General features: G+C 45.2%; 22 protein-coding genes. 6 read left to right on the top strand and 16 right to left on the bottom strand.

Translation table 11 applies throughout. The annotated features are described in order from the left end of the window. Positions 1–3: 3 nt before the first annotated feature. From QNH28_RS02210 to QNH28_RS02190, 5 genes are all read right to left on the bottom strand, one after another. Positions 4–1,953, bottom strand: a complete 1,950-nt coding sequence (locus QNH28_RS02210) for an alginate lyase family protein (RefSeq protein ID WP_283909980.1) — start codon at positions 1,951–1,953, stop codon at positions 4–6. Between the two features lie 78 nt (positions 1,954–2,031). Next, positions 2,032–3,654, bottom strand: a complete 1,623-nt coding sequence (locus tag QNH28_RS02205) for an extracellular solute-binding protein (protein ID WP_283909979.1) — start codon at positions 3,652–3,654, stop codon at positions 2,032–2,034. Positions 3,655–3,713: 59 nt separating this feature from the next. After that, positions 3,714–4,574 (bottom strand): carbohydrate ABC transporter permease, encoded by an 861-nt coding sequence (locus tag QNH28_RS02200; protein WP_283909978.1) that lies wholly within the window; start codon positions 4,572–4,574, stop codon positions 3,714–3,716. Between the two features lie 10 nt (positions 4,575–4,584). Beyond that, positions 4,585–5,505: an ABC transporter permease gene (locus tag QNH28_RS02195; protein WP_283909977.1), complete on the bottom strand. Its 921-nt coding sequence runs from the start codon at positions 5,503–5,505 to the stop codon at positions 4,585–4,587. A gap of 283 nt (positions 5,506–5,788) precedes the next feature. Next, positions 5,789–8,026 carry a helix-turn-helix domain-containing protein gene (locus tag QNH28_RS02190; RefSeq protein WP_283909976.1) on the bottom strand — a complete coding sequence of 746 codons (2,238 nt, stop codon included), beginning with the start codon at positions 8,024–8,026 and terminating at the stop codon, positions 5,789–5,791. 321 nt (positions 8,027–8,347) lie between these two features. Between QNH28_RS02190 and QNH28_RS02185 the strand changes: the two genes are divergently transcribed. After that, positions 8,348–8,617, top strand: a complete 270-nt coding sequence (locus QNH28_RS02185; protein WP_283909975.1) for a hypothetical protein — start codon at positions 8,348–8,350, stop codon at positions 8,615–8,617. 439 nt (positions 8,618–9,056) lie between these two features. Here QNH28_RS02185 and QNH28_RS02180 read toward each other — a convergent pair whose 3' ends face one another. The 5 genes from QNH28_RS02180 to QNH28_RS02160 form a co-directional block, all read right to left on the bottom strand. Next, positions 9,057–9,281, bottom strand: a complete 225-nt coding sequence (locus tag QNH28_RS02180) for a YezD family protein (protein WP_283909974.1) — start codon at positions 9,279–9,281, stop codon at positions 9,057–9,059. A 111-nt stretch (positions 9,282–9,392) separates the two neighbouring features. After that, entirely contained in the window at positions 9,393–10,256 is an 864-nt protein-coding gene (gene cysW, locus QNH28_RS02175) for a sulfate ABC transporter permease subunit CysW (RefSeq protein ID WP_042184404.1), read from the bottom strand. A gap of 144 nt (positions 10,257–10,400) precedes the next feature. Beyond that, entirely contained in the window at positions 10,401–10,559 is a 159-nt protein-coding gene (locus QNH28_RS02170) for a hypothetical protein (RefSeq protein ID WP_283909973.1), read from the bottom strand. Positions 10,560–10,768: 209 nt separating this feature from the next. Beyond that, complete coding sequence (gene cysT, locus QNH28_RS02165) at positions 10,769–11,623, bottom strand: sulfate ABC transporter permease subunit CysT (RefSeq protein WP_283909972.1); 855 nt, start codon at positions 11,621–11,623, stop codon at positions 10,769–10,771. A 99-nt stretch (positions 11,624–11,722) separates the two neighbouring features. Beyond that, entirely contained in the window at positions 11,723–12,850 is a 1,128-nt protein-coding gene (locus QNH28_RS02160; protein WP_283912027.1) for a sulfate ABC transporter substrate-binding protein, read from the bottom strand. Between the two features lie 390 nt (positions 12,851–13,240). Between QNH28_RS02160 and QNH28_RS02155 the strand changes: the two genes are divergently transcribed. Further along, positions 13,241–15,508, top strand: a complete 2,268-nt coding sequence (locus QNH28_RS02155) for a poly(ethylene terephthalate) hydrolase family protein (RefSeq protein WP_283909971.1) — start codon at positions 13,241–13,243, stop codon at positions 15,506–15,508. A gap of 128 nt (positions 15,509–15,636) precedes the next feature. Here the strand turns inward: QNH28_RS02155 and QNH28_RS02150 are convergent, their stop codons facing one another. Then, positions 15,637–16,686 (bottom strand): lactonase family protein, encoded by a 1,050-nt coding sequence (locus QNH28_RS02150; RefSeq protein WP_283909970.1) that lies wholly within the window; start codon positions 16,684–16,686, stop codon positions 15,637–15,639. Between the two features lie 249 nt (positions 16,687–16,935). On the opposite strand from QNH28_RS02150, the gene QNH28_RS02145 reads away from it, so the two are divergent. From QNH28_RS02145 to QNH28_RS02135, 3 genes are all read left to right on the top strand, one after another. After that, a complete protein-coding gene (locus QNH28_RS02145) occupies positions 16,936–17,196 on the top strand; it encodes a GlsB/YeaQ/YmgE family stress response membrane protein (protein WP_042123669.1) in 261 nt (86 codons plus the stop codon). Positions 17,197–17,429: 233 nt separating this feature from the next. Further along, on the top strand, positions 17,430–17,930 hold the full coding sequence (locus tag QNH28_RS02140) for a CcdC family protein (RefSeq protein ID WP_042184392.1): 501 nt from the start codon (positions 17,430–17,432) through the stop codon (positions 17,928–17,930). 172 nt (positions 17,931–18,102) lie between these two features. Continuing rightward, positions 18,103–19,065 (top strand): L-lactate dehydrogenase, encoded by a 963-nt coding sequence (locus QNH28_RS02135; RefSeq protein WP_283909969.1) that lies wholly within the window; start codon positions 18,103–18,105, stop codon positions 19,063–19,065. A 72-nt stretch (positions 19,066–19,137) separates the two neighbouring features. Here the strand turns inward: QNH28_RS02135 and QNH28_RS02130 are convergent, their stop codons facing one another. Continuing rightward, the gene (locus tag QNH28_RS02130) at positions 19,138–21,378 is read right to left on the bottom strand and encodes a heavy metal translocating P-type ATPase (protein WP_283909968.1); all 2,241 of its coding nucleotides are present in this window, start codon (positions 21,376–21,378) and stop codon (positions 19,138–19,140) included. 229 nt (positions 21,379–21,607) lie between these two features. Here QNH28_RS02130 and QNH28_RS02125 point away from each other — a divergent pair, with 229 nt between their 5' ends. Then, on the top strand, positions 21,608–22,369 hold the full coding sequence (locus QNH28_RS02125; protein WP_283909967.1) for a CPBP family intramembrane glutamic endopeptidase: 762 nt from the start codon (positions 21,608–21,610) through the stop codon (positions 22,367–22,369). Between the two features lie 361 nt (positions 22,370–22,730). On the opposite strand, the gene QNH28_RS02120 is transcribed toward QNH28_RS02125, so the two are convergent. The 4 genes from QNH28_RS02120 to QNH28_RS02105 form a co-directional block, all read right to left on the bottom strand. Then, the gene (locus tag QNH28_RS02120) at positions 22,731–23,096 is read right to left on the bottom strand and encodes an ArsR/SmtB family transcription factor (protein WP_094869696.1); all 366 of its coding nucleotides are present in this window, start codon (positions 23,094–23,096) and stop codon (positions 22,731–22,733) included. Between the two features lie 110 nt (positions 23,097–23,206). Next, the gene (locus tag QNH28_RS02115) at positions 23,207–23,941 is read right to left on the bottom strand and encodes an ABC transporter permease (protein ID WP_283909966.1); all 735 of its coding nucleotides are present in this window, start codon (positions 23,939–23,941) and stop codon (positions 23,207–23,209) included. Between the two features lie 2 nt (positions 23,942–23,943). Next, positions 23,944–24,660 carry an ABC transporter permease gene (locus QNH28_RS02110; RefSeq protein ID WP_283909965.1) on the bottom strand — a complete coding sequence of 239 codons (717 nt, stop codon included), beginning with the start codon at positions 24,658–24,660 and terminating at the stop codon, positions 23,944–23,946. After that, complete coding sequence (locus QNH28_RS02105; protein WP_283909964.1) at positions 24,657–25,568, bottom strand: ABC transporter ATP-binding protein; 912 nt, start codon at positions 25,566–25,568, stop codon at positions 24,657–24,659. Before QNH28_RS02105 ends, QNH28_RS02110 begins: the two co-directional genes overlap by 4 nt. Positions 25,569–25,628 lie beyond the last annotated feature (60 nt).

The following is a 25,628-nucleotide window of genomic DNA, read 5'->3' as shown; positions in this document are numbered from 1 at the left end:
CTCCTATTTGGATATGTGCATATCTCTTTCGTTTATCGAAACCAAATATCGCTGTCCAAGCTCGAAGCTAAATATACCTTCCTCTTCTTCAATAATCTGAACGGCAGGCTGCTGCCCCCCTTGGAAAGGAATAAGCAGTGTCAAGAAAGTCATAGTACCGCTGTATCTATCCTGAAAGCGGACCCTTGTCGAAGGCCTTGAGAGATCGGTCTCATCGGATAATCTTCCCTCCAAGAGATCCAATTTCCCCGTATGGCTTGTCACTATCGCCAGATTCGCAATATCACTTGTCGCGATCACTCCGTTCGGGTTCTCCTCCACTTCGACAAAATCCAGATGGAAATAGCGCTGAACGCTATGCTCATTCAGCCCTTCTACCCGATCGGCAATAAGCACGAACCAATTATCAACTAGCGAAATATGCCGATGATGAACAACCGGATCGTAGTTGGTATGACAAGCACTCGCGAGCCGGTAGAAGCCTCTATCTGCTACATTGTAGATACCACCGGGCTTTTGCGGCCCAAATGTAAAGGAATTAATATACTCGAAATGATCTCGCTCATCGATCAGCAGCGTAGAGTGATAATTCGAGCTCTTAAACTGCTTACGGTCCTCATCATCCCGATAGCAAAAAAATCCAGGATCGCAAATCATGTCTTTTCCGAGTGCCGTAAAATCAAAGCTCATCAGATCGATATGGGCATGGGCATTCTGTATTGGGCTTTTACATGTAAACAAAAAGCTAAGAGCCTTCGAATCCCAGCCGCTGCGGATAATCGCTTGATCCAACGTACGATTCCAGAATGTCGTCTGCTTATCTAATACAAATTGTCTACCCTGCAGAGAATGCAGCTCTTCCACGAATTGGCGAACATCGAGTGCCCTCCATACATGCTTGCTTGCTTCCCGTACCACCTCAGTCACATCGATCAAATTCGTTGCAAGCCCCAGCCAGGAAACATCGTCCAACGCAAAATACCCATAGACACCAGACATTACAGCAAGCGGATTCGCATAGGAATCACCGACAGGTACACATTTCCCGGTTGGTCTTAACGAGTAAATGGAGTAATCCAGATTTTTTCTAAACCGTTCCATGTATGCTGGGGAGAACTGAAACTGGAAACGCTTAGCCAGAACCACAGCCATCCCAAACCAGAACATACAGCCATTATGATACGATGGGCAGCCCTCGATTTGGCCGCCGTCCTCTGTCAGTTGCGCCATGCTGCACTTTTCGATGCCCTCGATCGCAAAAGCCTTCCATTCCTCAGCTTCTTTCAGCTCGGGAAAGTAAAGGGCAGTCGTCAGAAGGCCCAAACATTCCATTAAATAATGGTTATGATCCGCTTTAGGCCATAGCTGAGGCGACACGTTACGCAAAGCTTTTACTTGCTTATAAATGACCGTTAAATACTGCTCTAATACTGCCTCCGTAAACAGCTCCGAGCGGCCTAGATGCTCCAAGACAAGCGGCCAAATTTTGTAGCCCCGGATACCAATCTCCAAAACCCTCAGCGGATGGCATTCCGTAAAATAGCCAATGGGCTTATCGAGTAAGTCCTCAGGAATAGTGACCGTTTCGATCCAATCCAGCATTTCGTCGATGACTTTGAGTCCATACTTCGCGTCCTTGGTGAGCGAGTAGGCTTCCAGCAAATCCTGCCAATGAGTCATGCGGTTCAGCTGCCATAAATACTCATTGTCATTATGTCTGCGCTCTAGCCAGCTAGGCGGATTCCCAACAAACTCCCTGACTCCCCCTGTACCAGGAAGCATGATCATTCCTTGATAGGAGAATTCGGCATTCGCGATCGTCTCGCGCACGTGATCAGGCATATGTGCTGCGATATAAGCAGCTTTCTCGTCCATCGGCTCAAGCCGTGAGCGCAAGTTAGCTAATAGCTCCGTCGTAGTCATCGGCTCTTTCAGCAATGATTGCAGATTCATTTATTCATCTCCATCATGTAATTTTCGATTCGAAATGCCCCTCCGAAATCATCAAGACTCCGGAAGGAGCGATGCCAGCTATTTCATGTAACGGTCGTATGCACCTTGCTCTAAAGCAAGCAAATCCTTGATCCCTAAGTCTTCCAATTCCTTAATATACTTACTGAATGTCTCATCGTTGATCGGTTCCACACCGAGCACCCATCTCTGCAGCTTTTCCTCAACATAGGTCAATACGCCAGCATTTAACTCCTCAAATTTGTTCCGTTCCTCATCTGTATACGAAATCGGTGGGTAAGCCTCCATAATATAGCCATTGTCAATGTATTCCTTGATGCCTTTCAATGCAGTCTCACTTGTCCATTGTTCTTCGTAAGCGTAGTCTTGATAGAACGCCAGTTCAATTTGGCCTCCCTCTTCTTGAAGCTGTTGAATCACTGTCTTTTCTTTATTTTTCAATACGGAATCTTTAAACTTCGGCTTGCCGTCCACGAGATCGTAGTCCTTTCCTTCGATGCCGAAGTTCATCAGCCTCCGGCCCTCTTCGGAGAACCAGAAATCCATATATTTGATCGCTTCGACGGGATGCTTAGTTGCCGCCGAGATTCCCCATCCACTCGCATGCGTTTCTTTGCGGGAACTTTCTTCGATGACTTTACCCTCGGTATTCGTTGGAGGCGTCATTGGAACAAAGGAGAAGCCTGGAATCTTAGGTGCAAGAATGTCATTAAAATTAGCCGTGCTAGCGAACCAGTCGTGCGTTATGCCACCGACATTATCTGCGAGCAAAATGTCGCGCGCTTTCGCTCCGCGGGTGAAAATTTCTTTATCGATTAAGCCTTCCTTATACCACTTCGCAATATTTTCAATTGCCGTCTTATATCCTGGCTCATACATACCGTACTTGACGACACCGTTGTCCGCATAAAATCCACGTTTAGACGCATCGGCCCCGCCACGCACGCCCCACTGAATCAGCAGATCGTAAATTCCATCCAGCTTCGTCCGGCTGAAGTATGGAATTTCATCGTTTAATCCGTTACCGTTCGGATCTTTTTCTTTGAAAGCTTTCAATAGCGCATACAGCTCATCTACCGTTTTCGGCTGCTCAAGTCCCAATTTATCCAGCCAATCCTGCCGTACAAACCATCCCTTGGCAGCCGGTCCATCCGGAGTAAAGTTAAGGAAATACGTTTTACCGTTATAGGCCTTCATATATTTGGCTGCATCTGGATGTTCGGAAAAGAACTTTTTAATGTTTGGGGCATGTTCTTCGATCAATCCATCTAGCTCAAGAAAGGCTCCTTCAATCCCCAGACTGTCATACTGCTCCTTAATTTGATGATGAACCAGATCCGGAATTTTCCCGGATGCCATCATGGTATTGAACAGTTCTTTGCTATTCGTCGAGGTTTTAGATGCGGTTCCCTTCAATTTAATATTGGTCATGGCTTCCGCTTCTTTGAAGACGGGCCAGTTATCGTCGAATATAAACTTATCTGAGTAGTGCATGTGGATCGTCAGTTCAAGCGGGTCTTTAACGATCAGATGCCCGGATAGAGGTTTTGACCCTGACTCTTTTGAATCATTCGCCGCGCTTCCACTATTTTGCGGAGCGTTATTGTTACTACAGCCTGCTAGCAGCATACCGACTGTCAGCATGATTATTACAGATGATTTCATCCATTTTGTGTTACCCACATTTACGACCTCCAATTATTGGTTTCTTGATTTCATATTAAAAAAATTTAAGCAGCCAACTATCCTTTGACGGAGCCGATCATGGTACCTTTGACGAAATATTTCTGTATGAAGGGATAGGCTGCAACAATCGGAATAATAGAGACGATGATAGTCGCATAAATGATCGTTTCCTTAGAATATACCGCCATATTGCCCATCTCGTCGCTCACGTTCATTTCTACGATGAGTTTCTTTAGCAAGACTTGTAGCGGTACCTTACTCTCGTCGCTCAGTAGGATCATCGTCCAGAAATAGCCGTTCCAGCGGTGCACCGCATAGAATAATCCTATCGTCACAAGAGAGGCTTTGGACAGCGGCAGATACACCTTCCATAAGATCGTCAGATCATTCGCTCCGTCAACCTTTGCCGCTTCCTCGAGTTCCTCCGGAATACTCTGGAAGAACGTTCTCATGAGGAAGACATAGAAGGTCGTAATCGCGAAACCAATAATTATCGTAAACCTGTTGTCAAGCATGTTCAAATCTCGGAAATTGAGATACATCGGAATCATGCCCGGTTGGAACCACATCGTCAGCGCGATAAAGAAGCTGATGGCCGTGCGTCCCATAACCCGTTTCTTGGACAGGGCATAGGCACCGCAAATGGTGAGAATTAAATTGACGATTACGCCGAATATGGTGTAATAAAATGTGTTCAAATAGGCAATCCAAATCCCTTTTTCCGATAATACCTTTGCATAGGAGTCAAAGTTAATATCGCGCGGCAGCAAGATCACCTTGCCTGTAACGACCGCTTGGGAGGAGCTGATGGATGCAGATAAGACATAGACAAACGGGTACAGTGCAAGCAAAGCGATCATTCCAAGAAATACACAGTTAAAGATATAAAACAGCTTTTCGCCTCTGGTTTTTTTCATCTTCCATCACCTACCATAATCCAGTCTCTGTTAATTTCTTGCTCATCTTGTTGGCAAATACGACTAGAATAAATCCAACGACGGCATTGAATAGTCCCACCGCTGTCGCCAGGTCGTAACGTGCATCCTGTAAACCGGACCGGTACACGTAGGTGTTAATAACGTCGGCCGTCTCATAGGTGGCTGGCTGATACAGAAGAATGATCGCCTCATAGCCTACTTCCAACATGGAGCCCACCTTCATGACAAGCATGATTGCGATCGTCGGAATGATGGCGGGAAGCGTGATATGCCACATTTGCTTCCATTTATTAGCTCCATCGATAACCGCTGCTTCATACAAAGCCGGATTGACACCGGACAATGCAGCTATATAGATGATGGTACCAAATCCCGCTTCCTTCCAAATATCCATGGACCCGATAAAAATCGTACGGAAATAATCGGGATTGGTCAGAAAGTATTGCTTTTCTCCTCCCATCATTTCGATCAGGATATTGATAATGCCGTTGCTAGGAGCCAAAAAGTTAGTCACAATCCCAGCTACGACAACGACCGAAATAAAATGGGGTAAATACGTGAAGGTCTGCACCGTTGCTTTGAATACTCCATTCTTCAATTCGTTAAATAACAAAGCGAGGATAATCGGCACAGGAAACGCGAACAGCAATTGATACATACTGAGCAATACTGTGTTTTTTAATAGCCGCCAGAAATATGGACTTTTAAAAAAGGTCTCGAAGTGTTCAAATCCAACCCAGGGACTCGCTTCAATTCCTTTATATACACTGAAATCCTTAAAGGCGATTTGCAGGCCGTACATCGGCTTATAAGCAAAGATGATATACCAAGCCAGAAACGGTATCAGGAGCAGATAAAGATAACGGTCCCTGATCAGGTTGGTTTTTATTTCTTTAAAGTTAAGCAGCACTCTCTTCTCCTCTCGCAACGATGTTTAGCTGATCCCCTCAGGAGCGCTCCCATTTGAAAGGTCAGCGTTGCAATTTAAACTATAGGAATGAATGTAAGCGCTGTCTATCGCCATTATTTCATCTAGCAGCAACTCTTTATGTCTGGGTTCATAATGTGCATTATTTTATGTATCAACAATTTCTCGTTATATAGGGAAACGCCCGTCGAACATACAATAGCCGCCTGGCACTTAAGCTAGGCGGCTTTGTTTTTTGAATCAACGATTCTCATTATTTGAAGGCTCAATCCTTCTCGTTAAGCTTCTTTGCGTATTGGCCAGGAGCTAATCCTTCATACTTGCGGAACATGCGAATAAACGTGTTCGTATTGTTGCACCCGACCATTAGTGCTAAATCGCCAATTTTGATATCTTTCTGCTGACGCATAATTTCTTTAGCTTGCTGCACACGATAAAAATTCAAGTAATCTTTAAAATTTTCTCCGGAATGATTTTTGAACGCGATACTGACATAACCAGGAGAGAAGTTAAACTCCTCCGCTATCATGCTAAGCGATAAATCCCTATTGTAGTTGTCATGAATATATTCAATCATCCGCTTTACCGTACTGTGATCCATCATTTCATTCTGCTGATCAATCGTATCCATCATGGCGCCAAACAAGGAAGTAATGGCGGAAACCATCAGCTCCTTCGATTCGCCGTGCTGTACGATGTCCAGAGATTCCTTATGAGCTTGAACGAACTCTTCGAAAGGCATATTCAACTGCTGAATAATTCGACTCAGCGTAGCCAACACAAGCAAGCTGAACTGGTCGAGCTGCTGCCTGGTTAACTGCCTTTGCTCCAGATTTTCCGATAGAAGGCGGTTTAGCGTATTTAAAGCATTCTCCCGCTTGCCGCGAATCACATAGCTGATCAGCTCTCGTTCCGTATCGATAGGATAATAATAGCTGACCATCTGAACTTGACTGAGTTGTTTATAAGTAATGACGGAAGTCTTGTCCACTGCCGATCTTCGCTTCAGAATATCAAGCGCCTGAATAAAGGAGCGATCAATTTCGCCAGCTGAGGCTACGGGCTGGCCTACAGCTGCAGTCAACCCGTATGCATGTGCGTCCTCGATTTGCGCCATCGCTTTCATGAGCTTCTTCTGAATGGATTCCGTATCGGATTCACTGATTATGAAGACAAATTTGGTGAAATCGTGATCAAGCAGTTCACAAGGGAAATGAACTTTCAACTGCTCATAAATAATCAAGGAAGTCTTTGATTTTATCGTAAGAATCGCATCTTTCGAATATTGCTCCTCCAATTCCTTAGCGTTCGAGAATGAAATCACGCAAATGCTCAAGTTGCTAGAAAGGCTTTGCAGTTGATGTGCATTTAGCAGTTCATCCACCTTCTCAGGTGGAACGAGTCCATGGAGCAAATCCCGCAGGAACTTGTCTCTCATCGAAAGCTTGTGCTCATGTAGCGCGGATTTCATCTGTTCATTGGCTTTACTTATACTCGTCGCTGTCTCGTTCAAGAAAGCGAATTCGTCTGCTCCCGCAGGCTCACCGTAGCTCTTAAACAATCCGACGAGATGACCCACAGGCCGGTACATGCGCCTGGAAACTGTATAGGCGAACGCAAGTCCCACAAAGATAAGAATGGCTAATAAAAGTACAGCCCCTTTTAAATTGGGGGAAAAGGAGTCTACCAAAGAGTAGTTCTGTGTAACATACATATACGACCATTGCGGCATCGTATTCGAGCGGATTAAATGGAAATCGAATTCATCATTGGATAGCTTCTTATAATCCACGGTTGCCTGTTCATCCAGTTGTGCCAGTGGATAGGCAAGCAATTGCTTTTCCCGTTTATCATCAAAGCTTGATTTAAGCGTTACGTATCGACCATTCTCGATAATGGCAAAAGCTTCTTGCGCATCAGGTGATAGGGGTGGTAGCAGCAATTGTTCAAAGAATGAGACAACAAAAAATAATGAATTCCCTATTCCTACCCGTTCCGGATTTACGATTCTTATGGATGCGCTTTCATCGTTCGTCGACGTTATTTTTTGACTGCTCGATATCGTTATGTTTGGACTCGTACTGTCTGTGCCTAATTGTGCCAAATCCTCATTAGTCATTCCCATATCTTCCATATAGCGTCTTCTATCCGACGAAATTTGCGGCGTAATAACCAAATCATCGTTAGTCTTCATTAAATCGATGCTATAGCCGAATTCAGAGAATGCATCTATATGATTTTTCAGTGCATAAGAGGCTTGCGTGATCTCATAGTAATCGCGATCTTTTTCAGCGAATTTAACAACATGATCATCTAATCTCAATTGTGTAATTAAATTGAAAGAAACACCGAGTTTCGTGTCAATTTTGTCTCGCGATTGCATAAGAAAATTCTGCTGCTTCTGACTTAATTCCGATCGCACGCTTTGGCTGTCCTTAAAAAAAGAAAGGCAGACCGCAATCATAGTGTAAGCGAATATAATAATAAGATAAGCGATAAGCAATTTTGTGAAAAAGGATTTTCTAAGCAATGTGATCTCCCCTTGATGATTCCTTTATAAATTGAAAATCACCCAATGGTAAAATTTTGTCTCCTTATTGGGTGAGCGTATATCTTTACACTCTTTTGGAAATATCTAACTCACACTATATATGAATATGAAAATACCGTCCATTCCCAAAATCCATACACATCCACCAAAGTGGTAAGTATTATATTTTTGAATCCTATTACTCACTGTGTGGAATAGTATTTATAACAATATTCTAAAAAGGTTGGTGGCATAATGTCTCCTGTAGCAAAGCTTTTTAAATGGGGAACGTGTGTGTATGAGGCTTTTCTGGCTCTGCCTGTCCTCGGCGGTCTCTTTATTATAGCGAATGGTTGGGTCCCTCTTGCCGTTGCCTTTTTGCTCCACGCTGTAGCCATTGTAATCCTGCAAAGAGAGCGAAAACCCATCGTAGGGAATGTTCTAGGCATTATCACCTCGATTTTAGCGTTTATCCCACTCTTAGGTTGGATTATGCATGGCATCACTGCGCTCGTACTGCTGGTTGAAGGGATTTCCTCTTCACGTCAGACAAATCGTTATTAAAATGCTGCCTATATCGTCGGTCGCTTTCTTGGTAAAAAGATAACAGAGCAGCGTTTCTCCATGTTCGGAAGAATCACTGCTCTGTCTTTTGGTTTGTTACAATATTCGCACCAGTCCTGATAACCCACTGTTACTTAAGGACCCAGTTGACGTTATTTGCAATTTATTAGCCTTTGGAGCGCGGTTTCGGACTCCACTGCAGCTATTCATTAAAAAGAGCCAACTATTTGGTGTTTTTCATGCCAATAGCGAATATGGGGTCCGTTAGCATGCCAAATGTGCAAAAAAAAAACTGTGTTTAGGGTCTTCTGAGTCCGATCGGTCCTTCGTATCAAAAAACAGAGGAGTTGCCCCAGCAGGGATTTTAAGGCTGCTGAGGCAACTCCATAATTTTTATCCAGAAAGATAATAGATCCCTTTATGATTGCCCGAGATTGTATCAACGTCCTGCCGATTGGGAATCGGCCCGCCGGGTTCCGCTCTCACCAATGTAACGCCCATTTGCGTTGCCATTGCTATTCTCAAAACGTTTGCGTTCCGTACGCTCCATCTGAACAATCTGACCTTCATGCACTACAATGTGCAAGGAGCCAAATTCCATATCATCCAGAAGCCCTGCAATCCGCGTAAGCCATAATTCATCCACTTTCAGCGGTTTAGCCATTCTCTAGCCTCCCTTTCCCCATCCAAAGGATTATATCCGCCTAATTTCCATAATTCCGTCATTACCAACCAGTATACTATGAATTAACTTAGCACGGAACCAAAAGTACTGTCAATGGGCATTTTTTCGTGATAACCAGCTTTTAATAATCATCGTCACCAAAGCTAACAACAAGAGCAGTGAAGCTACTGCAAAAGACGCTGAAAATTGATATTCATTGTACAAAATCTCAACATGCAGCGGCAGGGTATTCGTCTCCCCGCGTATATGCCCGGAGACTACAGAGACTGCACCGAACTCGCCCATGGCCCGCGCATTACACAAAATAATGCCGTATAGTAAACCCCATTTAATATTAGGTAGTGTAACTCTGAAAAAGATTTGCCACCCGTGAGCTCCGAGTGTAATCGCCGCCTCTTCCTCCTGCGTGCCCTGATCCTCCATCAGCGGGATCAACTCACGCGCCACAAAGGGAAACGTCACAAACAGCGTGGCCAGCACGATACCTGGAAGCGCAAATACGATCTTGATATCATGGGCACTCAGCCAAGGACCAAACCATCCGTTAGCTCCGAAGACGAGCACAAAGATCAGACCGCCGATGACAGGCGATACTGCAAAGGGGAGATCAATCAAGGTAATGAGAAACCCTTTGCCACGAAAACGAAACTTGGTTACTGCCCACGCAGCCGCTACACCAAAGAAGGTGTTCAGTGGCACAGTGATCGCTGCAACAAGCAACGTCAGCCGAAGCGCGGAACGGGCATCTGGATCCGTCAGTGCAGCTATATATACGTCCCAGCCCTTTTTGAGCGCCTCTGTCAGCACGACAATCAAAGGCAGAGCAATCAGCCAAAAAAGGACTAGTCCAGCAGCTCCTATCAACACCCATTTTACAGCCTTGGTTTCCGTTGTCGCTGGTGAGGACGTATTCTTCTGTAGCCGGGGGGCTTGGAGTGGGATGGTGCCTGCCACAAGTTATTCCTCCTTTAAAGGGTTTTACGAAAGCATGATTAGCTTCTGAAAAATGCCGAACAACGGGAAATATGAAGTGTCTTCGAGTGAATTTGGGAGTTATCGGGCGGCTGGAATCGTTCAAACAAGATTACTGGTAATGGGTCACTTCCAAGGAATATTGGACTTCCGATCGCTGTTATCCTCAGATTTCCTGATTTGAACCGCTCCTCGCGGTAGAAATCCGAGGATAAAGGCGAACGCTAACGCTTCTACAGTTCCAATATTCCTCTCCGTTCCTTTTTTACCAGTTATCTGGTTCAAAACTTCGAGATCGCTATCGCTCCTCCAACACCCAGATTACTCTTCGAGTACTTTATCTAACGGAGGGTTCTGCATTTTATGGAAGCAAGTATGCTTCGTAAAATAAAGTCGTCATTTACCTGTTAGGGTGTAGCTTCGCTAAGAATCGCTCAGCAAAACAAAACTTCCAAATTAAATACTTGCAATATAGAGAGTAAAAACCTAAAGATTTAACGAGAAGTCTTACGAACCCAACGCTGGAGCGTGTTAATGACTAACAGCATTAAGAAGGAAATGAGAAGCAGGAGCAACGCGACGGCGGTAGCACCAGCGTAATCATATTGCTCCAGTTTGGACATAATAAGCAAAGGCGCTATCTCCGTCCTCATTGGCATATTACCGGAGATGAACACGACGGAGCCGAATTCACCAATACCACGGGCAAATGCCAAAGCAAAGCCTGTTAACAGCGGCGGAAACAGCTCGGGCATTACTACTGAACGAAAGGTTCTCCAGCGGCCTGCGCCGAGGGTTGCCGAGGCTTCCTCCATATCTCGGTCCAAATCCTCCAGCACCGGCTGTACCGTTCGCACGACGAACGGTATCCCGATGAACATCAAGGCTAGAGTGATGCCAAGAGGAGTAAATGCCACCTTTAATCCAAGCGGCTCAAGCCACGACCCGATCCAGCCATTTGTAGCATAGAGAGCCGTCAAGGAGACACCCGCTACAGCTGTCGGTAAGGCAAACGGAAGATCGATCAGCGCATCAAATATTCTTTTGCCGGGAAATTCGTAACGCACCAGTACCCAAGCCAGCAGAAGACCTAGAATAGCATCCACAAAAGCAGCAGCAGCTGCCGTAGACAGGCTGACACGATACGAAGCCAATACACGCGGATCGGTAGCTACATCCCAGAATTTCGCCCAGCTCAGCCCAGTAGAATTGAATAACAGCGCTGAAAGTGGCAAGAGTACCACGAGACTCAGGTAAAGCACGCTGTACCCCATCGTTATTCCAAAACCGGGTAGTATCTTTCTCCGCGTTGTCGCCGATGCAGCCGTAGTAGTTGCGGTGACATTCATCCCCTATTCATCCTTTCTCGCCTTCGGCAGGTTAGCCGATCAGCCCCTTACTAGGGACAAATCTCTTAAAACAAAATATAAAGTCATTTTGTTAATTTGTTATTTAGCACCAGGCACATAGATCTTGTCGAAGATCCCGCCATCGTTAAAATGCTTCTCTTGCGTTTCTTTCCAGGTTCCGAATTTATCAGCCAATGTGAAGAGCTTTATTTCCGGGAACTTATCCTTATATTGTTCTTTCACGCTTTCTAGCGTTGGACGGTAGTAGTTCTCAGCCGCGATTTTTTGTCCTTCCTCCGTATAGAGATACTTCAAGTAAGCCTCGGACACTTCACGCGTGTTTCTTTTATCCACAACCTTATCTACTATGGCTACCGGCGGTTCAGCCAGAATGCTCTCAGATGGATTTACGATATCAAATTTATCTGGACCAAGCTCTTCTACAGAAAGGTAAGCTTCATTCTCCCATGCAATCAGCACATCGCCAATTCCACGCTCTACAAAAGTGGTCGTTGAACCGCGCGCACCCGTATCCAACACCGGAACATGTTTGAACAGTTCTTTCACAAATTCCTCAGCCTTAGCTTCGTCGTTATTGTTGTGGTCTAGCGCGTAACCCCACGCTGCCAAGTAGTTCCAACGTGCGCCACCTGATGTTTTCGGATTCGGTGTAATCACTTCTACGCCTTCCTTGAGCAAATCCGGCCAATCTTTGATTCCTTTTGGATTCCCTTTGCGTACTAAGAACACGATCGTCGAAGTATAAGGGGAACTGTTATGATCAAATTTACTTTGCCACCCTTCATTGATAAGACCCTTTTCCTGCAAGGCATCAATATCATAACCAAGGGCTAGCGTAACTACATCCGCTTCCAGACCATCAAGCACAGCACGGCTTTGTTTACCTGATCCACCGTGAGATTGTTTAATCGTGACTTTTTGTCCCGTTTCTTTCTCCCAGTAAGCTGCAAAAGCCTTATTATAATTCTCATATAGCTCACGAGTAGGATCATAGGACACGTTAAGTAGTTCTACCGGATCTTTAGATGGCGCTTTTGTAGCTTCAGCAGCATTCGTGGCCTCTGCTGTGTTGGTTGTTGCTGGTGTGTCCGTTGCCGAACTAGCACTATTGCCGCTATTGTTATTGCCGCCGCAAGCAGCAGTAAGTCCTGCCGTCAGCAACAAGCTAAATCCTACAAGAAGCCCTTTATTCATTTTTTTCTTCATCATTTCCACTCCCCCATGTTTTTTCTTGCCATCATTTCTTTCTTGTTGGGTAACAAAAAGAACGGAGGAAAGCCCACGTATGGCAGGTCAAACCGGTCCTATGACACGTGTCTGCGAGCCTAATGCAGGCGTTCCTCCGTCTGTACGGTAAGAACTTTCTTCAATTATTCCTATCTACTTAGTTGGTTTATATGGATATAATACTGAAACCCTTTAACCGTGTCAAACCTTTTTTTCCAACCAATGACAAAGAGAATCTTTCAAATCCCACGCTATACAGGCAATGGTGTGGGTTCCTGTAAGATCCACTTGTTATTGATGCTATAAAGTAATATTATTGCTATGCTTATGGTCTAGAGAAATTACCGCTTAATGTCGGGAGTGAGAATCATGGGTATGGATTTAGAGTACGTCCCTGCGCCGATAAGACCACGGCTTCACAGGCGAATGACTCAAGAAATTAGACGAAGGATTAGGGGAACTTACCGTTATGATACAACGGTCTGGAGGACAGCAATCGCTGGTCTTTGGATCGTTTGCTTTTTAGCTTTCACCACTGCTATATTAGGCATACCCACTGGATTAGGGGTGCCAACAGATATTGCACTTGCTGCAGGCACCAGCACCATTCTGCTGGCCATTGCCAGCAATATCATTGCTGTACTGATCGCGTTGACCGGACTGCGTATCCCACGACTATTCGCAGGCTGTGTATTGAGTGATTTTGGAGCTATTCTATTAATCTTATATTACGCTGATTTTGAGATTGAAGCTGCGGCTCTCATTGCTGTTCTACTATCAGTATTAGGTGCATTGGGCGGATTAGCCATCGGTCTGCTGCGCAGCAAAAGAATAACTATGGGACTTCTGCTTACTATTACGGTGACTTTTTCCCAGCTTGCTCTGGCAAACGGAGTGCAGGAACTACCTACTTTGGAACCCATCGATATCAGTGATTCTGATGTAATTCCACTGACTGCCGCAAATCCAGCACAACCTGGCAATCTAGCTTATCAGACCTTCACCTATGCTAGTGGTAAGGATTTGCATCGTACGGAATATGGCGAGGATACAAGTATGCTCTCTTCTACAGTAGATGCTTCTGCTTATATTAAGGATTGGTCAAAGCTGCGCACTTTATTCTGGGGCTTCGATTATAGTGCACTTCCACTAAACGGCCGTGTATGGATGCCTGAGGGCGAAGGTCCCTATCCGGTAGTACTGATGGTGCACGGAAATCATATGATGGAAGATTACTCTGACGGAGGGTACGCTTATCTCGGTGAACTCTTGGCCAGCCGAGGGTTTATCGCCATTTCCCTGGATGAGAATTTCCTGAACTATTCTGCTTGGTCCGGTATTCCGGACAATGATTTCAAAGTACGGACCTGGATCATTCTGAAACATCTGGAACAGCTCGCAGCTTTCTCGGATGAACCAAGCAATCCTTTTTATCAAAAAATAGATTTCACAAAAACCGCCCTGCTCGGCCATAGCCGCGGAGGACAAGCTGTTGCTATGGCTGCAGACGCTGAACGCTGGTTCAAAAATGATCCCGTTATGAAGGCAGTAGATCGTTTTAATATAGCCTCTGTAGTCGCTCTAGCCCCTACGGACAAAACGATTGATGATCAGCAAGCCCGCCTCAAGGATGTCAACTATTTAACTCTGCAAGGGGCTCGCGATGGGGATGTACATGATTTCTATGGTGATCGGCAGTATATACGTACTTCCTATTCCCAAGGGTCCTCTGCTTTCAAAAGCTCGCTGTATATTGCAGACGCCAATCACAGTCAATTCAACAGCGATTGGGGCGCGTATGATCAGACATTACCTGCTGGCCTCTTTTTAAATCGAGCGCAAATTATGGAAGCAGACAAGCAGCGGCAAATCGCTAAAGTGTACGTGTCAGCTTTTATGGAGACCACTTTACATGGAAAAGACGAATACCAGAGCTTATTCCGGGATTACCGCAGCGGACTGAAATGGCTACCGGAGACTACTTACTACAATCGATTCCAGGATGGGGGATATCGACCCGTAGCCACATTTGACGAGGACCGCAACAAGAATACCGTTAATCTCGGAACAGCAGAAGCATCCGGATTATCCTGGTCGGAAGAGCTTGCGAAGGATCGTGAATCGAAGAGCAAAGCCACTTATGGTGTCGTTCTTGAACGCACAGCCAAAAAGGACGAGGAAGCCTATTACAACATTAAGCTTAAAGAAAGTGTTGTTACTGAAATGGCCCTTTCAGGTGCAGATGGCCTTACGTTCTCCTTAGCAAACCTCAATAGTGATATCAAAGATGAAGTTAGTATCCCTTTACCTCCCAATGTAGAGGTTGAGTTAACCGACAAAAATGATACCTCAGCACGCTTGCCGCTAAGTGAGGTAATGGATATTCTTCCACTGCCACAAACTCAGTTCACCCTATTCCCGTGGCTTGAAGAACGGATTAATGATGGAAAGTACGGTGATCTATCCGAAGCTGTTTTTCAAACCTATGAGATGCCGTTCGAACAGTTTCAAGAGGAAGAACCCGAGCTAGAGCCTGAGAATCTGACGGAAATCACCTTCTACCTTGAAGACGAGGGAGATAAAATCATGCTAGATGACATCGGCTTTTACGATCTAGGAATTCCAAATATGTTTTAAGGTAACTTGCCATTATACCATTAAGGCCTTCCCCTCAGCACATGTACAGCTGATTGGAAGGCCTTTTATTTTGTTGGATTACGGGGAATAGCCCCTAATATTGAAACATACAATAACCTATTCCCAGCCTACAAGGCTTGAATACAGACTGGTGTCTTTATCTTCAGCTCATTCCCTGTAGGAATTAATCTGCCACTCTCACTGTCGATGGAGAACGAAGTAATAATATCACTATTTTGATTCGCAGCGAGCAGCTTGCCACCAATAATGGCGAAATTACGCGGAGTACGTCCGCCTGTAACCTGCCAATCTACCGCTTCAAGATGACCTGTTGAATCCTCAATATGGAACAGGGCGATACTGTCTTGTCCCCGGTTCGAGACATACAAGAATTTGCCACATGGTGATACATGAATATCGGAAGCTGTGTCGTCACTACCCGCATTATATTGCTCTGGAAGCGTGCTAACATGCTGTAAAATGCTTAGGTTTCCGTTCTGTTCCTCATTAGCAAATACCGTTACTGTACAGTTTAGTTCATTCGCCAGATAAATCCATTGTCCTGAAGGGTGTACTGCCAGATGGCGGGGGCCTGAACCTGGTGGCAGATCAATCTCCCGATGCTTGGACAGCTTACCTTCCTCATGGCGATAGATCAAAACTTGATCCAGTCCCAAATCGCAAACCAGTATATGCTGGCCGCTTGCGTCTGGAATAACGGAGTGCGGATGCGGAGCTTCCTGGCGGTCTTCACGAACCCCAGAACCTACATGCTTCACTTGGTCAGACATGACCTGAAGCGAACCATCCTCATTTACAGGAAATACGTTGGCATTGCCACCGGAATAGTTAGAGACGAATATGTAATCTTGCTTAGGACTGATCGAGACATAACAAGGAGCGCCACCTTCCGTAGGACGACTTCCAAGTGGACTCAGCGCTTTAGTAACAGGATCAATCGCATAAGCATAGACCTCGCCCTCATCCTTCTCACTAACCGCATATAGCACGCTGCCTGTGCTGTTCACTGCTAAAAACGACGGATTCTCAATGCCCTTAGTACCCTCAAGAATCTTCATTTCACCTGATGAAGGACTAAGTGAGCATAGTAGAATAGCTTCTTCACCTTCAGGGTTATACGTTCCCACATAAAACAATACCTCATTAGGCCGTTCCATAGTAGCGACTCCTTTGTCGTATAAATTGTATTTACTTCTTAATTACCCTTTACTGATAGCAACTTACTCAGTATTTCATAATATTTTTTCACTATAGCATGTTTATAGTTGTAATACATTATCGAGCTCGCATTTTGAGGCCATTTCCTAACTCTCCCGGCAGTAGTAAGTTTTTACAAGTGGTTTAAACATGGTTGGCAAGGTTAATAGTAGACATCGAAAACAACAAAACGAAGGAGTTGAAGTAACATGAGTTTTTTATGGATGTTAATTGTTGGTGGGATCATTGGTTGGTTAGCAGGTCTGATTATGGGCAGAGATATTCCAGGCGGGGTAATTGGTAACATTATCGCAGGTATTATCGGTTCATGGCTCGGTGGCGTGCTTCTGGGAAGCTGGGGACCTAAAGTAAGTGATTTCTATTTCTTCCCTTCTTTGATCGGGGCCGTTGTTCTGATCTTTATCGTCAGCCTTATTCTTCGCTCAACAAGTGGACGCAGCCGTTCATAAGCTTAGGCTGAACCAATAATTATTGGACTACTTATATTATTAAAAATAGCAGGTCAAGGTTAACTACCTTGACCTGCTATTTGGTGTTTTTGGCCCCTTTCTACTTAAAGTAGTATGCAGTGCTTTTCACGGAGCTACTACCTCCGTACAGCGGCTACACTTCAATGTTCTGCCATCGTTTTTCTGTTATAATGAAGATACAAGTGACTCAAATCATAGAGAGGTCGTGAATCATGGGTAGCATTAACCCCTCACTCCTACATATCGGCTCCACTATAGGGACCTTGCTCATGGCGCTAATGGTTATTTTTATTCGTCTAAAAGCTAGTGCACGTCCGGTTACCATTCGAAAAATATGGATTCCACCTCTCGGTATGTCGACCGGCTTTGCCATGTTCGTTGTACCTGAAGTTAGGTTTCCTTTATGGTGGGCAGCGCTCGCCTTTCTGATCGGCTGGTTCATCTTCGCGTATCCTCTAATACGCAGCACAAACTTCGAACAACGGGATGGACAAATCTATGCTCAGCGTTCTAAGAGCTTTGCTTTCATTTTGCTGGGGCTTCTCCTTGTTCGCACCTTACTTCATGAATTTATTAATAGTTATGTTAGTATCCCACAGTCCGGTGGACTATTCTTCATCTTGGCCTTCGGAATGATTCTTCATTGGAGATTCTTTATGTACAAACGTTATAAAGCTATGACCTCCTCGGAGGCACAATCCCTACAGTCATAAGGATACATTATTATTCTAAGAGGCCATCTCAATTCATACGATTGAGATGGCTTCTTACGTGGTTGAATGCCTTAAAGTAAAAATCATTTTTCTGTGTCCGATGTTAGGTAACTTGTGGAGGGATACGTTAAAATATATGCATACCTAACAATAGAAAGCGAGGTCAAGGCAATTGAAAAGTAAATCGAGAAAAGTTGCCATCGTCGGTGCCGGGATGGTCGGTTCCAGCTGCGCCTACTCCATGGTCAATCAGGCAATTTGCGACGAGATCATGATGATCGACCGCACCTATGACCGAGCTATGGCACAAGCACTTGATCTCTCTCACTGCATGGATTTCACAAGCACACGCACCAAGGTGTATGCCGGAACCCATAGCGACTGCGCAGGAATGGATGTAGTTATCTTAACCGCCGGCGCTAATCCAAAGACAGGGCAGACAAGACTTGACGTCCTGGAAGCCTCTGCAGTCATTACTAGAGAAATTATCACCAAGATTATGGCTGGGGGATTTGATGGAATATTCGTAGTCGCCGCTAATCCGGTCGATATTGTCACTTATATGGTATGGAAAATATCAGGGCTACCCCGCCACAGAATTATTGGTACAGGAACCTCCATTGATTCCTCGCGCCTAAAGACACTGTTGTCTGATGTGTTCTCCATTGATCCACGCAGCGTTAACGGCTACGCACTTGGAGAACATGGTGAATCCCAGTTTGTAGCTTGGTCACATGTGACCATTGGCGGCAAGCCTATCCTGCAAATTATGGATCAGCATCGCGAGCGGTTCCAGCATCTGGATCTGGAGGATATCTCCCGCAAGACCAAAGATGCGGGCTGGGAGATATTCACCAAAAAGGGCTCCACACATTTCGGTATTGGAAGTGCACTGGCCTACATTACTCGTTCCATTTTGAATGATGAGCACAAGATCATTGCCGTATCCGCAATTCTGGATGGAGAGTACGGACAAAGTGGTGTATGTACCGGCGTGCCTGCCATTATTGGCAACACTGGTATTCAAGAACTGCTGGAGCTTAATTTAAACACCGAAGAAGCTGAGAAATTCAACGCCTCCTGCAGCATCGTGCGCTCAGGCATTGAGAGTCTACACTTGGAAGACAACATTTAATCTCCTGCAAACAAAAAAGAAATCGCTCTTTGGGATCGGTAATTAACACCAATGCCCTAAAGAGCGATTTTTTTATCCCTGATCTTTAACTTTTAATGCTCGAATACTGTTCAGCACAGCCAGTACGGTTACCCCAACATCTGAGAATACAGCTTCCCACATCGTAGCAATCCCAAATGCACCGAGGATTAGAAATATAGCTTTAACGCCTAAAGCGAAAATAATATTTTGCCATACGATCATCCGTGTACGCTTCGAAATGCCAATAGCTACAGCAATCTTAGACGGTTCATCGGTCATAATTACGATATCTGCCGCTTCTATCGCAGCATCGGAGCCCAGTCCGCCCATTGCGATCCCAACATCTGCTCTAGCCAGTACTGGGGTATCATTAATTCCATCACCGACAAAAATAATTTTCTCGCGATGTGACTTTTCACGATCCAGCTTCTCGATGGCCTCTACCTTATGCTGCGGCAAAAGCTCAGCATGTACCTCATCTACACCTAACTGCTTCCCAACAGCTTCAGCTACAGAAGAAGCATCGCCAGTTAACATCACTGTTTTACGGATGCCAAGCTTCTTGAGGCTCTGGATAGCCTGCTGCGAGTCCTCCTTCACTTCATCAGCAATCACCAGATAACCTCCATACTGATGCTCCACCGCGATGTGAACAACTGTACCACTCTGCTCTGGCACCTCATAGGCTATACCCTCACGCTCCATCAGACGCGCATTACCTGCAAGTACGGTCTTTCCTTCAATCGAAACCTCGATCCCATGGCCAGAAATTTCGTTATAATTGGAGATCGCTTCCTTAGAAATCTGTTCTCCATAAGCCGTCCGAATCGATTCGGCAATCGGATGGTTTGAATGGCTCTCCGCATAAGCGGCTGTCCGCAGCAATTCATCCTTAGACTTGCTACCCGACGGATAAATTCCAGTTACTTTAAACTGACCCTTAGTTAATGTTCCGGTCTTATCAAAGACAACTACTTTCACATCATTCAACGCTTCAAGATAGTTGCTACCTTTAATCAGAATACCACTGCGTGAAGCTGCACCGATCCCTCCGAAGAAACCAAGTGGAATCGAGACCACAAGCGCACATGGACAGGAGATAACTAGAAAGACAAGCGCCCGGTAAATCCAATCTGAAAAGGTTGCCCCGCTTATCACTAGCGGAGGGACGACGGCTAACAGGACAGCTGTAATCACTACTATAGGTGTGTAAGCCCGCGCAAATTTGGTAATAAAGTTCTCCGTTTTGGCCTTGTTGCTCGAAGCATTCTGTACTAGCTCTAGAATCTTGGATACAGCTGATTCTCCAAAGGTCTGAGTAACCTGCATCGTAATAACACCGTTCCGATTAATAAACCCACTTAATACTGTGCTTCCCGGTCCAGCCGAACGCGGTACAGATTCCCCGGTAAGTGCTGAGGTATCCATCATAGCGCTACCCTCAAGGATCGTTCCGTCCAGAGGAACCTTCTCACCCGGTTTCACAACAATCACATCACCGATCGCTACTTCCTCAGGGGAGACTCGTTTTAGATCATTTCCAAGCTTAAGGTAAGCAAATTCGGGACGGATATCCATAAGTGCCGTGATAGATCGGCGTGAACGGTTTACAGCCAGACCTTGAAACAGCTCTCCAATTTGGTAAAAGAGCATAACCGCTACGCCCTCTGGATACTCACCAATCGCAAAAGCACCGATGGTTGCAAGAGCCATCAAGAAATTCTCATCAAACACCTGGCCCCGGATAATGTTCTTAACCGCCTGCCAGACGACCTCACTACCTACGATGAGATAGGCTGCTAAGAAAATCAGCAGTTCTACTACACCCTCTACTGGTAAAAATATTCCGGCAAGCGCGAGTATCCCACCACCACCTAGCCGCAGTAGAATCTTACGGGTATCGCCTTCCCCATGCTCGTGACTGTGACCATGACCATCAGCATCATCATGCTTATGTCCGTCTGCAGTCTGATGATCGTGTTCATGACCATGTTTGTGATCATGTCCATGCTCAGGACTACTGTTAGTCTGCAGCTTGCGACTGCCCTGAGTTTTCTCTCTCACATTTACATGGGGCTCAAGTGCCTTCACCGTTTTCTTTGCTTCTACAATCGCCGATTCCTCATAACCTGCGGCGGTTTCCATCGTCATTGTCTTCGTAACAAAATTAACGGAGCAAGACGATACGCCCTCGATCTTCTTCACTTTATCTTCAATTTTCCTGGCGCAATTGGCGCAATCCAAACCTTCTAATTCCCACTGACGTTTTACTTTTCCCTGCATTGTTTCCATACGGCACATCTCCTCAAATAAAAACCATATATGAGCACTTGTTCATATGTTTTCTTATTGCTATTATATTCCCTTTATTTTTGAAGGTCAATACGCGATATACACCATTTTTCTTCGCTTCCATAAAAATTAAATGAATTGACCTTTTCGTGAAAATATGTAAAATAATGCATGATCACACTCGAGATGGATTGGCAACTGAAAGATAACGAAAGGATGAATGTAGACCATGTCAAAGCTAGCCAAGACGTCTTCTTTTTCACAGAAATATCCTGTTTGGACCGTTGTTATAATTGAGGTGCTGTTACTTTTGGCGGTATCTGCCGCCGGGACTTACGCTACGATTAAAGAGCTTTCGTATACCGCCCCAGTACTGATCTCCTTTATTCCAATCGCGCTTGTACTGATCATCTACTTCACAGTTAAGAACAAATGGAGTGGTCTCGGCTTCCGTCCTCTGAACACCATATCCTCAGGGAATTGGATCTATTATGCACCTCTAGTGGTCATTCTGATCACCATTTCCTTTAAAGGTTTTCGTGAGATCAGTACGTCTGAGGTATTGTTCTTTATCTTCTTCACGCTGCTTGTAGCCTTTGTGGAAGAAAGTATTTACCGCGGATTGATTTTCAAGACTTTACTTCCTAGAGGTGTTAAAACGGCTGTCATTACTTCAAGCATTCTATTCTCTATTACCCACTTACTTAATGCATTATCTGGTACGGACATGACGCAAATCCTTCTACAGCTCGTATATGCTCTTCTGATCGGTTTTGTGCTTACCTTGTTGATGCTGAAAAATAATAATATACTTCCGCTAATATTGTTTCATTTTGTACATAATCTGATTCAGTTTGTTGGAAACGATAATACAAGCGAATATATGGGAATCGATCTATTCATCCTTTTTGTACTCGCTGTACATTGTGTCTGGCTGGCCTTGTCTTTTAGAAAACCAGCCATTTCGAGCAGCCTAAAGCAATCTAGTTAATAAGTTTGCCCCTGGCTTGAAGCGCCAATCGTTTGTTTAGAGCCCATTCATCGCAAACCAAGCAGCAATCGGACCCAGTTGGCCTTAAAAGCAGCATTATCTCTCATTTGGAGTGCTACCCGGACTCTATAGCCGTTATTGGCATGAAAAAGGCCAAATCCAGGCCTCTTTCTATGGAATAGCTGCACTGGGGTCCGCAACTTTGCGCGAAAGGCGATAATCTGGCAAATAGCGTCGACTGGGTCTATAAGCCACAGAGAATGATTAAGACTAGAAATAAGAAGAAAAGGGAATCCCAAAAGCCGAAATGGCTGATGGGATTCCCTCTTTTTTCAAAATAAAAAAAACACTTAATACCTAGCTATTCGTGACGTACATGCTCGTGTGTCTGCAGAAAGATCTGCTCTACATGCGCATCGTTAAGCGAATAGAATACCGTCTTCCCTTCTTTACGGCGCTTCACAATTCGTAAATTCCGTAAATATCGGAGCTGATGGGATATCGCAGATTGGCCCATATCAAGGATCACGGACAAATCGTGTACACATAGTTCTTGCTGGGACAAAGCGTAAATGAGCCGTACTCGTGTGGGATCACCCAACGCTTTGAACATCTCTGCCATTTTATCCGTTATTTCTCGGTCAGGCAGAATCAATGCAATGGATTCCGGTTCAAGCTCCGAACCCTTGCATGTGTTATCGCAATCCTCTAATGCCGTTGGCTCCATGCTATCGCCCTCCTCCACCAGCTAGTTAGCTTCGCTGATTGTTTTCTTCAATTATATGAAAACCAGCTCTGGATGTCCATTGAGAAGGCGTTTATAAAATTCGCTGTAAATCAGACCGCTTTACGATAAAAGGAGAGTAGTCCTGCCGCAAAAAACACAATGAAGCTGCCGCCCACTACCATCATCAAAGTGTCTAAAGGTAAATTAAACGCTCCAAACGTGTCATCACCATACGGCATCATGGCCAACATTGGTTGTACCCACGGATAATAAGGGCCATAGGTTAAAGAATTGGCGATTAACATATTGGGAATGGTCAGACTCACATTAAGTGCCAGTGGTGCGCCGAAACTGCTCCAACCTTGAGAGATCGCTAGCTGCAGTGCTGCAAGTGGCAAACAAGCAACCAATCCGCCGAATACCGAACTTAGTAACAAAGACCATGGGATAGAACCAGGAACATCTTGAAATAAACCCATTCCAAGCACCATCACGAGGAACGTTAGTTGAACCGCAGCCAGCAATCCGATAATCATCACATATTTAGAGAGATACACCGATAACCGGGTCACAGGTAGCGACAGCAACATCTTCCAGCCTCCATCATGATGCTCATAACGACAGATCAGTGCGGCGAAAATCCCCGAGAGCACTGGTAGAAACAACATGGCATGCATCATAGACATCACATTTAACAGCAGTTCCCAACTCATCTTCTCCCCTTGTTTATCTGCCAATGCCCCGGGAAGTAATGCTAAAATTGGACTACCTATAACTAAAAGCCAGACATATGATTTAGACATTTTTAATCGTTCTGCCGATAGCACTCTCCAAAATGAATTCATCGTTAATCCACATCCTTTCTTGCGAAGTGCACTGCACCAGGCAAAAGAATCAGCAGCCCCAGCAGTAACCCTGCACCGCTAAATAAGAGACGATGCGAAGAATCCCAGGCCATATATGGCCATGTTAAAGGAACCCACTCCGAAAGTAGCATGGAGAAGATAGACACCAGAGATAAGGTTATTCCAAGAGCAACCGGCAATGTCTGATTACGGTTAGCCAAGGAAAGCCACAGCTGCAAAGCGATAACCGGCAACGCCGCAATATAGGATACAAAGCCAATTCGTAACACATCCAAATACGGAATCAGTTCGACCTTGAAGCCCAAGACAAGCCCTAAACCAACTGTACCCACCGAGAGCAGCAAACAAGAAACCGCCACTAGCACCAGACATAACACCAGCTTAGCCATAAATACTGAAGTACGTGAGATAGGTAGCGCCAAGAGCTGCTTCCACGAGCTCATCTGATGTTCTACATTTGCAATCAACGAGCATAATAAGGTCCCTCCGAGAAAAAGAGCAATAGGCACAAATGCAGCCACATTGTTCAGAAGCCCACCCCATAAATCCGCGCTATACTGCTCGCGAAGATAATCATAACGAAGTCCGAAGTTCAAGCCTTGCATGGCCACAAGTCCAAGCGGTCCAAGAAACACTAAAAACCAGAGTCCCTTGCCACGGATTTTTAGCCAATCCGCCGACAATGCCCGCCACATCATGATTCCTCTCCTCCTACAACCTGCAGGAAGAAGTCCTCAAGTGATTGTCTCCGCTCCTCTACACGATAAATAGCATGCCCATTCTCTACCAAGGCTTTGACTAGCAAGGCAACTCTTGCATCGATCATCCGGGAGAAGACTAGCTTTTGGTCTTGAAGTATCCCTGTGTACCCCCGTTCTTCAGCAAGACGCAGCGCGGACTCTGGGTCCGAGACCGCTAGACGCATTTCTCCACCAGCCTGACGCTGCAGATTCGTTATACTATCTTGGTACACCATTTGCCCTTGGCGAATGATACCTACGGTATCCGCCATTTGCTCAATTTCACTAAGTAGATGACTGGATACTACGACAGTAATCCCTTGTTCCTGTGGCAATCGTTTAATCAGTCCGCGAATTTCCTGAATTCCTGACGGGTCAAGTCCATTCGTCGGCTCATCCAGAATAAGCAGCTCCGGTTCCCCGAGCAAGGCAGCAGCAATACCTAGTCTCTGCTTCATCCCGAGGGAGAATCCTTTAACCGGACGTTTCTCTTCCCCTGTTAAGGAAACAATATCAAGCACCTCAGCAATCCGTGACTTCGGAGCACCAAGGATACGCCGGATGGCTTCAAGATTATCCACAGCGCTTAAGTGCCCGTAATAGGACGGGGATTCAACAAGCGACCCTACCTTCCGCAAAATTTGCAGCTTATGCTTGCGAAGATCCTGGCCGAACACTTCAATCCTTCCAGATGTCGGAGTGATCAGTCCAAGCAGCATGCGAATCGTCGTTGTTTTCCCAGCCCCGTTTGGGCCTAGAAAGCCATAAATCTCTCCCTTACGGATATTCAAATTTAAACTTTCCACCGCAGCCCGGCCACGGTATTTTTTCAACAAATCCTTCGTTTCAATCACTGTTTCTTTCATGTTCCTCACCTCGGTAATTAGCATAACGTCCCAAGGTTAAGAACAAGGCGGCACGAAGTT

The organism is Paenibacillus sp. G2S3 (genome assembly GCF_030123105.1).
In the GTDB taxonomy this organism is placed as follows: domain Bacteria; phylum Bacillota; class Bacilli; order Paenibacillales; family Paenibacillaceae; genus Paenibacillus_AQ.
The sequence above is the reverse complement of the archived record's forward strand: the minus strand, read 5'-3'. Positions and strand labels throughout refer to the sequence as shown.

Excerpts from the sequence above, each read along its gene's own strand:
- QNH28_RS02200 (WP_283909978.1), bottom strand. The coding sequence starts at position 4,574 with ATGAAAAAAACCAGAGGCGAAAAGCTGTTTTATATCTTTAACTGTGTA.
- QNH28_RS02110 (WP_283909965.1), bottom strand. The coding sequence starts at position 24,660 with ATGATGTGGCGGGCATTGTCGGCGGATTGGCTAAAAATCCGTGGCAAG.
- QNH28_RS02180 (WP_283909974.1), bottom strand. The coding sequence starts at position 9,281 with ATGGCTAAACCGCTGAAAGTGGATGAATTATGGCTTACGCGGATTGCA.
- QNH28_RS02160 (WP_283912027.1), bottom strand. The coding sequence starts at position 12,850 with ATGAAGAAAAAAATGAATAAAGGGCTTCTTGTAGGATTTAGCTTGTTG.
- QNH28_RS02210 (WP_283909980.1), bottom strand. The coding sequence starts at position 1,953 with ATGAATCTGCAATCATTGCTGAAAGAGCCGATGACTACGACGGAGCTA.
- cysT (WP_283909972.1), bottom strand. The coding sequence starts at position 11,623 with ATGAATGTCACCGCAACTACTACGGCTGCATCGGCGACAACGCGGAGA.
- QNH28_RS02130 (WP_283909968.1), bottom strand. The coding sequence starts at position 21,378 with ATGGAAACAATGCAGGGAAAAGTAAAACGTCAGTGGGAATTAGAAGGT.
- QNH28_RS02150 (WP_283909970.1), bottom strand. The coding sequence starts at position 16,686 with ATGGAACGGCCTAATGAGGTATTGTTTTATGTGGGAACGTATAACCCT.
- QNH28_RS02140 (WP_042184392.1), top strand. The coding sequence starts at position 17,430 with ATGGGTAGCATTAACCCCTCACTCCTACATATCGGCTCCACTATAGGG.
- QNH28_RS02120 (WP_094869696.1), bottom strand. The coding sequence starts at position 23,096 with ATGGAGCCAACGGCATTAGAGGATTGCGATAACACATGCAAGGGTTCG.
- QNH28_RS02105 (WP_283909964.1), bottom strand. The coding sequence starts at position 25,568 with ATGAAAGAAACAGTGATTGAAACGAAGGATTTGTTGAAAAAATACCGT.
- QNH28_RS02115 (WP_283909966.1), bottom strand. The coding sequence starts at position 23,941 with ATGAATTCATTTTGGAGAGTGCTATCGGCAGAACGATTAAAAATGTCT.
- QNH28_RS02145 (WP_042123669.1), top strand. The coding sequence starts at position 16,936 with ATGAGTTTTTTATGGATGTTAATTGTTGGTGGGATCATTGGTTGGTTA.
- QNH28_RS02125 (WP_283909967.1), top strand. The coding sequence starts at position 21,608 with ATGTCAAAGCTAGCCAAGACGTCTTCTTTTTCACAGAAATATCCTGTT.
- QNH28_RS02155 (WP_283909971.1), top strand. The coding sequence starts at position 13,241 with ATGGGTATGGATTTAGAGTACGTCCCTGCGCCGATAAGACCACGGCTT.